This window comes from Candidatus Hydrogenedentota bacterium, assembly GCA_035450225.1.
In the GTDB taxonomy this organism is placed as follows: domain Bacteria; phylum Hydrogenedentota; class Hydrogenedentia; order Hydrogenedentales; family SLHB01; genus DSVR01.
The window spans coordinates 92,122-104,596 of sequence record DAOTMJ010000006.1 but is presented as its reverse complement, the minus strand read 5'-3'; the positions used below and the strand labels follow the sequence as shown (position 1 = coordinate 104,596).

5 protein-coding genes and 1 CRISPR repeat array are annotated in these 12,475 nt (G+C 53.1%); all 5 genes read right to left on the bottom strand.

Going from position 1 to position 12,475, the window contains the following annotated elements; translation table 11 throughout:
* Positions 1 to 353: 353 nt before the first annotated feature.
* A complete protein-coding gene (cas6, locus tag P5540_05815) occupies positions 354 to 1,307 on the bottom strand; it encodes a CRISPR system precrRNA processing endoribonuclease RAMP protein Cas6 (GenBank protein HRT64326.1) in 954 nt (317 codons plus the stop codon).
* Positions 1,308 to 1,310: 3 nt separating this feature from the next.
* A complete protein-coding gene (locus P5540_05810; GenBank protein HRT64325.1) occupies positions 1,311 to 2,756 on the bottom strand; it encodes a hypothetical protein in 1,446 nt (481 codons plus the stop codon).
* A 128-nt stretch (positions 2,757 to 2,884) separates the two neighbouring features.
* On the bottom strand, positions 2,885 to 5,383 hold the full coding sequence (locus P5540_05805) for a DEAD/DEAH box helicase (protein HRT64324.1): 2,499 nt from the start codon (positions 5,381 to 5,383) through the stop codon (positions 2,885 to 2,887).
* Positions 5,384 to 5,725: 342 nt separating this feature from the next.
* Positions 5,726 to 10,491: direct repeats of the CRISPR family, unit length 37 nt; unit sequence GTTTCTATCCCTTTTTCATCAGGTCATGGGGGTAAAG.
* 607 nt (positions 10,492 to 11,098) lie between these two features.
* Positions 11,099 to 11,425, bottom strand: coding sequence for a CRISPR-associated endonuclease Cas2 (cas2, locus tag P5540_05800; GenBank protein HRT64323.1), 327 nt, complete (start codon positions 11,423 to 11,425; stop codon positions 11,099 to 11,101).
* A gap of 11 nt (positions 11,426 to 11,436) precedes the next feature.
* Complete coding sequence (cas1, locus tag P5540_05795) at positions 11,437 to 12,447, bottom strand: CRISPR-associated endonuclease Cas1 (protein ID HRT64322.1); 1,011 nt, start codon at positions 12,445 to 12,447, stop codon at positions 11,437 to 11,439.
* Positions 12,448 to 12,475: the final 28 nt, after the last annotated feature.

The window sequence follows — 12,475 nt, the reverse complement described above, 5'->3', positions numbered from 1 at the left end:
GCACTCAGATCCTACTCCACAGGTTGTTCCTATACCAATCTACAGCTTGTGAACGGTTACGCCATTTACAGTATGAATCTAAGTGTCAATCCAGTATTCCGCCGCCAATACAATTGGCACAGAAGCCGCTGATACTGCACTCGGGACACAAGATCATTCCGCAGCCGGCACACTCCGTAGCTTCTTCATTCATGATTTCTTTGCCGCACATGTCGCACTTCATGTTGACCCCTTTCTAGTTGTATTGGCAATACCCCCACGGTTGATTCATAGCATGGCATTCCTTCGTTTTCTTGTTGCAGCAGCACATTTCGGCTGATGTTGAAAACCCTCTTGCGTTATGCGGGGGTAGGTTACATGCGTTCCATACGGTACTTGCCTAGGCCGAATGCGCTGGCTTTACCCAGGTGAAGCCGTTCACCCCAGGCGAGTGCGTCGAGAATTTCCTCCGGCATGGAGTCATACTCTGCCCAGCCCATGAATCCGCCGAATTCCATAGTCGTCTTCTGACGGGAGGAATAGCGCGTCCAATCCTTCCAAGTGACTTCGGATCGCAACAGTTTGACCGCAGAGCCCGCTGCGAGCAGACAGTCTATGTCCCGGACAAAAGTCCCCTTGCAGAAGAAATATTCCAGTAGGCTGAGTCGGCGTAATAGTGATGGCAGTAGCGCAGATAATTCAGGCGACATGGACAGTCGCCCCTCAACCATCAGACGCATGGGGGTCTCAAAGGTGAGCCTTACGGGGCAGTTTCGCAGGTCTTCTGCCCTTGCCCGCACGTCTTGCAGCGTAAGCGGCACAGGTGTTTCCGATAACCGTTCGTTCTGCCCGTCGTACAACGTTCGGATTTCACCATCGCGCGTTTCGGTCTCTACACCGAGGAGTTTCGTCTTCCCGCGGTTTCTGCCCAGCCCCCCTTTGGCCATCTCATCAAACGCATAGATAAAGTGCGGCAGATGATCTTGGGCCGTACCTACCAGAACAAGCCCTACCGCCAATTCTTCGCCCGGCTCATATTTACACCGGTCTTCCAGCGGCGGTTCTAGAATAAAAGGATGCGGTGCGCGCGGATACTTGCGCATGATTTCCGAACTCTTAGGCACCGGCGTTTCAAAGCACACACTGTAGGCACAGCGTTCGCGCAAGAGACATCCATCACAGGTCTGCCTGCGTAAGGCGCAAGCCACCTGGCGAAAAGCATGCCCCAGCGCGCCCCGGAATGTCGAACCCTTGTATTCCGGGAGCATCAAGGGCTCCTCTGTCCGAAATCGCACGCGCTGGACTGTCGCGTTCAACTTGTCAAACATGATCTATCTTTCATCTGCTTCAAGAGAGACTATGGCGTCAGCGAATCGTTGGTATGGATCCGTTCCCAGCGTAATTCCTTGTACAAGGAGCAATTCAGCGAGAACGTCAAGAATCTGGTCATCATTTTGTTTGAATTTCACGGTTTCAAGCAGCTTTTTTTTTGACAATCCCTCAAATCCGTGCGCGATTACACACTTATTCCGCAGGTCCGCCAACGGTCGAAGCTGTTTCACAACGGCATGAAAACGTTGAAAAACATCCAAGTTGAATCCGGCCTTCTTGATGGTATCAGGGTGGTTCTCGAAGAAACTGAGTGACGCCGAGAGAACCCCCACATTGCACGCAAGCGGTTGCGCCTTCTTGCTCTTTTTGTCGAACTTCTTCCGAACATATTCGGCATATTCAGATTGCTCCGACGCATTTGCCCATGCTTCAAAACTTATCTTGAACTCGAGCCCGTCATCTTTTTCCAAGCCGGTGATGCGAGCGATGACGCGGTAAAGGCTTGCCTCAAGCAAACGCCATGCTCTGCCCAGAAAATCAGCGCATTCATCGAGCCGCCATTTGGTTACAGCACTCCAGTAGACCTCGCGGAGCACATGAACCCGTGATCCTTGTGACAACAATCGCGCCTCGGCGAACAGTTCCTCAAGGCCTTCCAGCTTGCGTTCCGTCTTCAACTTCTGTAGATCATACAAGCCCTGCTCAAAATCCAAGTTCATCCGCGCAGCCGCCGCCTTGGCCAAGGCTCGTACCGTCTCAGAATGATCCGAGTTCTGGACGATTGCGTCGAAATCACGCCGTTCCACAAGCCGGCGCAAGGCGTGCCGACGCTGCCGGGCCAACACGTATTCAACGACATTCAAACGCAACGGTTCACTGGCGCCTTCCGGCACATGTAGCGTCACACAACGTTCCCCGAACTTCTCAATAGCGCGCAATGACAATGCCATGTTGCAGGCCGGTGTCCCCCCGGTGCAAAGCGCGAACAGCAGGTCGGCGTCAATAGTGGAACACAGTGCTCCATACTCATCCAGCATGGCATTCAGATCATGAGGCGGTTCGTACAGCGTTTGCACGCGGAGTCGCGCATCCCCGATTAACCCCGCATACTTGTCCGGCAGGAGTTGTGTCAGGACCTCGGCACATACGAACGTGTCGCCTTTCATGAACTCCTTGTCCCGCTGCTTTGTTGCAACAAGCACAATCTCGTTCAGCCGCTCGCCCCGTTTGGCCAGACTATCCAGCGCACTACACAGCATGGGAGCATCCAGGAAGGGGGCCAGCGCAACATAGTCCTTGGCGATCAGGCGTCCCCATTCCCGTATCCGCTTTTCCTCGCGCAACCGGCGTAGATTTTCAGCCCGCTCGGGGTCCTTAGAGGCCAGCGCCTTCTCATCCAGGGACAGGTCCCGTTGCCCGACATTCGCAATCAGTATAATCGTCATACAGATTCTCCTCTCTGGATTAGCCATCGCGCGTTTTGCGCATCATAGAGAATGTCCTGCATTCTACCCGTTCTACGATCCACACTCAAAGGTCCATGTGTGCGTAGGCGCATCGAACACACCGCGCCTTATGTCCATGACTGCAATTCCGGATCAAGCGTTTCCTGTGCCTGACCCTTGGTGATTTCAAGTACGCTCGCTGCATATTCGAGCGCCGCCTGCTTGTGCACCGGGTTCCCGCTTCGGTCATACCGGTTGGATTGCACGCACCGGGGGCAACCGTTTGCACACGGGCATTCCCGAGCGATCTTCATGCCGTACTCAAGCACCGTCCGCCACACCTCGTACAACTTTTCGGCCAAACCGATCCCGCCCGGCACCGTCTCATTAATATATACGGTGATTGGATCCTTGGTGCTGGTCAGACTGCCGAGGTCATACCGGTCGCAGGGAATGATAAACGGCGCGCCGATCCGGAGCAGTTGCTCCAGCCCTCGGAAACCCTCTTCGGCATCGCCCGGCACGACAGGTTTTTCGATGCTCAACCAGAACGCCCGCACTCGCAGCGATCGCGCCAGGCTTTCCCGCTTCTCGTCGATCACGGCGCCATCGGCATCGAAGGTTTTGTACCCCGCGAAATTCTCGAAGATGGTCAGACTCCCATGGTACGCATTGAAGGCCCCATTCCAGCGTCTCCCACTCCGCACCGCATCCGTGATGGCTGTCGAATAGAACGATGCCTCGGTACGCAGGCCGGCGGGTGCATCTTCGAGGAACACCTCGTTGTTGCCGTGAGCCACGACGCGATACGTCCGCCCGAAATGGCGATACGCGGCTCCGAGATAGCACTCGCGAAACAGTTGTTGATTCGATACGCTGCCGATCTCGCGGCCATGCAGCTTGAGTACCCAAGTCTGGCCGCCGACACTGCGTATGGCGCAGCGCATGTGCGGCGCAACCCGATGGTTCGCGGGCTTGTAGTCTTTGGACGCCTGCCGGTACCGCTCCAGAAATGCGGGTCCCAGAATCGCGTGATACGCGTCGTCATTTTCCAGCCGACCGGATTCGTAGAGAAGACAAGGCAAATGCCGTTGAATCAACTCATCGTTGTCCACGCCGACCATGATTTCATCGAGCGGGCGTTCCAGAAACGCCGCGAGGTTGTCCGCGTAAAACTGGTCCACCGCGTTGTTCTGTGCATAATACAGAACGAACGCTTTGCGGTCCCAACGCCGGCCCGCCCGGCCGATGCGCTGCCAAGCCGACATGATGTTATCCGGGAACCCCGCGAGGATGCAGACGTCGAGCCGCCCGATATCTATGCCTATCTCAAGCGCATTGGTCGTAAACACGGTTTGGTACGTTCCATCGTGAAGACCCTGCTCGATGCTGCGCCGTTCTTCCGTCGTGTATCCCGAGCGGTACGGGACAATGCGTCCAGGGTCCAGGCCAAACCGCTCCGCGTCCTTGTGGGCTTGGGCGAGGATTTCCTCAACGGACTTGCGCGTGGGACAGAACACGATCGTGCTTAGCCCCTTGCGCTGACAAGCCAACGCCGCACGCGCGATACGTAATGCAAAAATCGAGGAGAATTTATAGTCCGGCGCATTGAGCGCAATGAAGCCGAAATGCCGTTCCGGCCGCATACCGCTCTCATCGCGCACAATCGTGGCGCGCAACCCCGTCAGACGCTCCGCGTGCTCTTCGGGGTTGGCGCATGTTGCCGAAGACAGCACCACCGTCGGCCGCGAGCCCAGTTCAGACAGCTTGTGCAGGAACCGGCGGAACAATAGGGCCGCATTCGTGCCAAAGAAGCCCCGGTATTCGTGAATCTCATCCAGCACCAGAAACTGAAGCCGGCCAAGGAAGTCGCGCCACTGTTCCCCATGGCCCAGAAAAGCCAGGTGCAGATACTCCGGATTCGTAAGCATAATTTGCGGCGGGGTCTTCCGCAATATCGCACGATCGCTCGAAGGCGTATCCCCATCGTAGATCCACGAACTCACCGATTCCGCCCCATAGGCCCGGCAGAACATCTCAAGCTGCGCACGTTGATCCGCCGCGAGGGCCTTCGTGGGAAACACCATCAGGGCCGTTGCCCGTGGGTTGGCGGCAAGCGCCTCTACAATCGGTGCGTTGAAACACAGGGTTTTGCCGCTTGCCGTCGGCGCGGATAAGACCACCGTCTCTCTTGCCTGGATGTGCCGGATGGCATCCACTTGGTGTTGGTGCAACCGTTCGATGCCCAGCGCCGCGAGTGCGCTCCCCAATCGTCCGCCCGGGAACGACGGGTCCGCCGATTGAGGCGGCCGCGCCGGTAGCCAACCGGTCTGCACGCGGTCCCGCCGGCCTGTATCACTTCCGTCCCGCAATGCCTCGAACGCCCGGAGCGTATCGAGCAAGGACTCCATCCCACAAGGCTCGAATGTCTCCCTCGGCGCCGAACCCAAGCGCGGCAGATTGTTCCCGGCCGACGCATGCGGACCAGCGCCCGTCATGGACCGCTCCAACCGCGACAATAACGCCGGCATGTCCGATCGCTCGACGCCCGGAATGCGTTGCGTCAATCCACCGAGCCTGAACGCTCCCCGTCTCAAATCGCCTTGTGCCTGACATGCGTGCGTCATAACCTACTTCCTCATGTATCCTCCCGGCCCCATGCCGGGCAGATGAGAGACTGAACGCAACATGCATGCCAGTGCATGTCAAAAACGCGTAACCAGCTGAAACGCCAATCTTTTGAAGGAAATGGCGTCTGCACCGATACACCGAGGCGCCATCTGGACAGTCAACCATGGTTGATCAACGGCCAAACTCGGTTGATCATGCTGAAATGGAAGGCGGATTGGCCCCTCCGCGCGTGACGGCGTGCAGATGCCCCGAAAAGGCGCGATGAGAAAGCACGGGATACCCCTGCCGAAAAATGCCCTGAAGGGTGACGCTTTGAAAACCACCCGCGTCAACATGTCGTTTCTATCCCCTTTTCATCAGGTCATGGGGGTAAAGAAAGTTATTGCCGATCTGCAAGCAAAACTTGCGGCGGCGTTTCTATCCCTTTTTCATCAGGTCATGGGGGTAAAGCGGTCGAAAACGAATGGTTGATCAACGCGAAATACCGGTTTCTATCCCTTTTTCATCAGGTCATGGGGGTAAAGACTTTCGGCGCACTTAGACGCGCCGCAAGTACGCTGTTTCTATCCCTTTTTCATCAGGTCATGGGGGTAAAGGCATACACGGAATCAAGCAAGGAATCGTTGGGCACGGTTTCTATCCCTTTTTCATCAGGTCATGGGGGTAAAGCGGGTTCGCGACGGGAATGAAGTGCATTTCTAAGTGAAGTTTCTATCCCTTTTTCATCAGGTCATGGGGGTAAAGCACAAATGGCTCATGTTTTAAATCATATTTTGTTGTTTCTATCCCTTTTTCATCAGGTCATGGGGGTAAAGACGATGCCGCAGCGTTGTTGGCCGCCGCCGCGACGGTGTTTCTATCCCTTTTTCATCAGGTCATGGGGGTAAAGCGTTTTTGTACACCTGCCTGTTTTCCCACTGTACGTTTCTATCCCTTTTTCATCAGGTCATGGGGGTAAAGCAATGGCGGCGGAGGGAAAAGAATTGCCCGAGAAGTTTCTATCCCTTTTTCATCAGGTCATGGGGGTAAAGCTCCCCGGGGCGTCCCGGGAGTTCGAGAGGGAAGAGGTTTCTATCCCTTTTTCATCAGGTCATGGGGGTAAAGAAAAAAAAGGTTGAGGTGGCGAGCGGCGTCGGCAAGTTTCTATCCCTTTTTCATCAGGTCATGGGGGTAAAGCCTGATCTATATGATCAGGTGGATGCGTCCGGCCACCGAGTTTCTATCCCTTTTTCATCAGGTCATGGGGGTAAAGTATTGAGGATAGTTGTGATGGTGCAGTTATAGATGTTTCTATCCCTTTTTCATCAGGTCATGGGGGTAAAGCCGCATGACCCACCCGATAACTGGATAGAGGAGGCGTTTCTATCCCTTTTTCATCAGGTCATGGGGGTAAAGGCCGAAGAAATTGGGAAACAAGTAGGGGACGCGATGGTTTCTATCCCTTTTTCATCAGGTCATGGGGGTAAAGATCCACTAGATTTTGGAAAGAGGTATGGCCCGTCCCGTTTCTATCCCTTTTTCATCAGGTCATGGGGGTAAAGGACCCGCTATATTTATAAACGGTGCGCGCGGTGCGCAGTTTCTATCCCTTTTTCATCAGGTCATGGGGGTAAAGCGGGAAATCGCGCGAACATGGCTGAGGGAAACCGGGTTTCTATCCCTTTTTCATCAGGTCATGGGGGTAAAGCCGCAACTCGGCAAAACCAATTTTTCCGCTAATAATTGTTTCTATCCCTTTTTCATCAGGTCATGGGGGTAAAGATACGATGGATACGAAAGGCAATTATAGAAGAACTGTTTCTATCCCTTTTTCATCAGGTCATGGGGGTAAAGCATATAGCGCACTGACGAACGGGCGGCGGTTTCAAAGTTTCTATCCCTTTTTCATCAGGTCATGGGGGTAAAGACATGGCTATGTCGGGGTACGACGCCGCAGCGTTGTTGTTTCTATCCCTTTTTCATCAGGTCATGGGGGTAAAGTTGCAATTGATGGCACGTGCCGCAGCCGCTGCTTCGTTTCTATCCCTTTTTCATCAGGTCATGGGGGTAAAGGGCGCTGAAGCCATTGTACCGTGACTTCATCTGGGGTTTCTATCCCTTTTTCATCAGGTCATGGGGGTAAAGGGGGAGAAAGATCGTCAGCGGGCCAATGAGATGGATGTTTCTATCCCTTTTTCATCAGGTCATGGGGGTAAAGGATCGTCAGAGGGACAGTGAATTTCTAGAGCAGGTCGTTTCTATCCCTTTTTCATCAGGTCATGGGGGTAAAGTACAACACGCGACGAATCCGTGGCTATGGGTAACAGTTTCTATCCCTTTTTCATCAGGTCATGGGGGTAAAGAAAGAGTGATCACGAATTCGGTGAGCGACTCACCGGTTTCTATCCCTTTTTCATCAGGTCATGGGGGTAAAGGGCTGGCGCGATTATGGATCGTGCCAACGAAACGTGTTTCTATCCCTTTTTCATCAGGTCATGGGGGTAAAGTTACTTGGCGGCGTGCAGAACCGAATTGACATTGTTTCTATCCCTTTTTCATCAGGTCATGGGGGTAAAGTTCTGCTGCTTCAGCGAGAATGGTCTCTGAGTGTCCGTTTCTATCCCTTTTTCATCAGGTCATGGGGGTAAAGCCAATTTCAAAGACGCCGAACGGGGAGGCGTCGAGCCGTTTCTATCCCTTTTTCATCAGGTCATGGGGGTAAAGATCGATGACAGGGACTCTGTCCCTGTTATAAAAAGTTTCTATCCCTTTTTCATCAGGTCATGGGGGTAAAGTGATATATGTTTGAGTTATGGGGAGTCAGTTAGTTGTTTCTATCCCTTTTTCATCAGGTCATGGGGGTAAAGAATCTCACACCACACGAAATATCGTTTCCCGACGGGTTTCTATCCCTTTTTCATCAGGTCATGGGGGTAAAGAAAACCGATCCGGCGTTGGCCGCCGTGCTGGATAGTTTCTATCCCTTTTTCATCAGGTCATGGGGGTAAAGAACAGATATATACAACAAAACAATCCGTGCGGTTGGTTTCTATCCCTTTTTCATCAGGTCATGGGGGTAAAGAAAAAGAAAGGAAAATGAGATGAAAACGCTAAAGGAGTTTCTATCCCTTTTTCATCAGGTCATGGGGGTAAAGGCCCGGCCGAGCGGCCGGGTTGGTCGACGAGGAACTCGTTTCTATCCCTTTTTCATCAGGTCATGGGGGTAAAGAATCTTTGCGTCGTAAATGACGCGCCCTGCTTCACAGGTTTCTATCCCTTTTTCATCAGGTCATGGGGGTAAAGCCTCTTTTTATCCGATGTTCCGGTGTTATGTCAAAGCGTTTCTATCCCTTTTTCATCAGGTCATGGGGGTAAAGATGGTGCGCACCGAAAAACTTGAGTCTCGATAAACAGTTTCTATCCCTTTTTCATCAGGTCATGGGGGTAAAGCGAGCTATGGGAGCAATAAAAATTGACGGGGACCTTGTTTCTATCCCTTTTTCATCAGGTCATGGGGGTAAAGGACAAAAACGCGATCGCCTGCCGCAATTCGGCAGGCGTTTCTATCCCTTTTTCATCAGGTCATGGGGGTAAAGGAAATCGAACATGCCCATGCGGCAAAGGAGGAAAGTTTCTATCCCTTTTTCATCAGGTCATGGGGGTAAAGAAAGGAGACGGAATGAACGCAGACGCGAAAAAAATCGTTTCTATCCCTTTTTCATCAGGTCATGGGGGTAAAGGGCGTGAAAAATAACCCACCCGCCGGTGGCCGGCGGTTTCTATCCCTTTTTCATCAGGTCATGGGGGTAAAGATACTCTCGAGCTGCATGAGCAGCTCGACGGTATAAGTTTCTATCCCTTTTTCATCAGGTCATGGGGGTAAAGTGAGTAATCGGAAAGACTTCATGGACGGTCTGAATGTTTCTATCCCTTTTTCATCAGGTCATGGGGGTAAAGAAAATGAAAATGTTGAAGGAAAAGGTAATGGAAATCGTTTCTATCCCTTTTTCATCAGGTCATGGGGGTAAAGAGACCAAGTCTAACGGCTGGCGCGCGCGCGACGCGCGTTTCTATCCCTTTTTCATCAGGTCATGGGGGTAAAGTAAAAAACAATGAGGAACTCGGCAGATCGCTTACCGGTTTCTATCCCTTTTTCATCAGGTCATGGGGGTAAAGTGGTTGAGAAAATCGAGAGTAGTTTGTGAGTGATCGTTTCTATCCCTTTTTCATCAGGTCATGGGGGTAAAGCCAGGCCGAACTCGGACTCTCCAAAATGGAGATCGGTTTCTATCCCTTTTTCATCAGGTCATGGGGGTAAAGTAATTGTCGAGGGGAAGATAGGTTTCGCCGAACTCCGTTTCTATCCCTTTTTCATCAGGTCATGGGGGTAAAGAAGGTGCCCAAAACAACCATAAGGACATAAAGGAGGTTGTTTCTATCCCTTTTTCATCAGGTCATGGGGGTAAAGTAATTATATTGTTAGCCTCAATCTGTCTAGAAAGTAGTTTCTATCCCTTTTTCATCAGGTCATGGGGGTAAAGCGCAAATCGCCTCGTGAATCGGCGGCACTTTATCGGTTTCTATCCCTTTTTCATCAGGTCATGGGGGTAAAGATTTCGTTCCGCCGCGTCTAAGATACAGTGTGGTGAAGTTTCTATCCCTTTTTCATCAGGTCATGGGGGTAAAGAAAAGAAATGGCCAGAGACAATCAGAATCGCAGAATGTTTCTATCCCTTTTTCATCAGGTCATGGGGGTAAAGGGCGTGCTACCGCCCGATGTCAGGGCGGCATGGCTGTTTCTATCCCTTTTTCATCAGGTCATGGGGGTAAAGTGCAAGACGCGCTGAACAAATTGCTGAACGACATGATGTTTCTATCCCTTTTTCATCAGGTCATGGGGGTAAAGCGAAGGACATCGAAGACAAGAAGACGAGTCTCGAGGTTTCTATCCCTTTTTCATCAGGTCATGGGGGTAAAGGGCCTTGAAACGGACATAAAAATCATGTGAAAACATGTTTCTATCCCTTTTTCATCAGGTCATGGGGGTAAAGAAACCGATCCTGCCCTCCAATATCATTTTACGGATGCGTTTCTATCCCTTTTTCATCAGGTCATGGGGGTAAAGATGAGCCATTAGACGGATTTACGGTATTTTGAAATTTGCGCCTTGTGTTTTTTCCCTTGCTCAAGGTTTTGAATCCGTTGAAGTTGCGTGACATTTCCGGTCGAGTTTCTCAGATTGGTTTCTTATATGCTGTAAACGAGGCTTTTTTGAATGGATTTGCTGGCCCAAAATGTGTAACCCGTTTGATTCAAATGGTTTACTTCATTCGAAGATCGGGGGCTTTTTCAGGGCCTTTCGCGATCTTCGGGCTGATGTATTTGATATCATGTTTTTAGTAAAGCATAATTCTTGCAGGAAGTCAAGGGATTGTAGGCCGACGTATGTTTAGACGAACGCAAAGAGCGCTGCTACTCTGCGAAAACCGCGCGCATCGAGGCGGCTCGCCTATTCCAATCCCTCGTGAATCCAATCGAGAGGGCCGGACCGCGCCATCGGACAGCTTCCATAATCTACAGCGCAACCGGCTCTTTGACCGTGAACCGTTTGAATGTGGTTGGGTGAGTTTGGCGTCATGTTGCCGGTCGCGTTAGCTGGGGGCGCGTGTCTTGTCTGCTGCTTTGTGTCGGACTCGGTCTTCGGTGATGCCGATTTTCCGGGTTGCGGGCCGCTATAGGATCATGATTGGGGGGAGTCGGCAGGGCTCGACAGGCGTGCGGGATTCACGTCCGAGTTGCACGGCTTTGTTGAAGTCTGCGGCGCAGATGGGAAACATTTGGATACATAGTTTGCGGTCTTGGTCGTCTTTTTTCTCTTGCTTGAGGTATTGACGAATAAGTTGCTGAATCGTGTCGAGCAGTTTTTCGCGTTCGTCTTCATCGAGTTCGCCGAGGAACGCGGAGAACTGGGTGCGCTCCATGGCGGCGTCCCGGCAGGCGGTCTCGACCTGTTTTCGCAGGCGGTCGTTACCGATATCGAATGCGACGAGTGTCTGCATGGGCGTTCCTCTTACCAGGGCGCGGTGAATGGTTCGTGTGTTCGTTCCCCGCGAAGTTCCGCCGCGATTTCATAGGCTTTGGCCTGGATGATGTAACTGATGGTTTGCCGTTTTCCGTGGTATTCGAGGGTGTCGTTGAGTCGTTCGAGGACGCGGCCGGCGAGTCGTTTTCGGCTTTCGGCGTCGAGACGTCCGTGGGTTTCGAAGGTAGGGGTCCATCGTTTGGTGAGGATGGCGAAAACGGGCCGGTCCACGGTAAGCTGGCGGAATTCTTCGATGAGATCGCAGATGAAGGCGGGTTTGCCGTCTTCGAGGGCGTGGAGAAATCCGGCGTAGGGGTCGAGTCCGGCGATGAGCGTGGCGCTCCAGATGCGGCTGTAGAGGATGCCGTATCCGTAGTTCAGGGCGACATTGACGGGGTCGTTGGCGCCGCGGCGCACGCGTTGTTCGAAACGCAGGTCTCCGGGCAGTATGGCCTTGATGGCGGCCCAGTATTCGAGGGCGGCGAGTGCTTCGCGATTCATGAGTTTGGCTCGCGCTTCTTCGACGGGTTCGTCGGGGATGGCGTCGAGCTGCGGCACGAATGCGTTGATGGCGTCGGCGGCCTTGCGGAGGATGGCGTATTCGCTGGGGTCGGATTCTTTGCGTGACTTGGCGAAGTAGCGAAGGGTGGCGGCTTGGTTACCGAGCTTGGCGCGTAGGATGACGCGGGCGATGCGAATGCCGCGGGTGTCGCGGGTGGCGTCCAGTTGGGTGCGCCGGAGTACGACGTGCCGGTGGGCGTCGGCCGTGACGAGATGGGCATAGGGTTCGCCGTTGTAGGAGAGGAAAGAGACGGCGGCGCCTTTTTCGCAGGCCAGGCGGATGGCGTCGGTTGAGAAGGTGACGGATGGCCCGGCAATGAGGACGTGGGACACCGCGTGGGCGGGCAGCTCGCGCGGGGGTTCGCCGGGCGAGCGGACGACGAAGCGTTCGCCGGTCTTGCCGAAGTGCGCGTTGAAATCGGAAATTACAAGTTGCATGGATACAGTTCTCCTCTTCACCCCCATT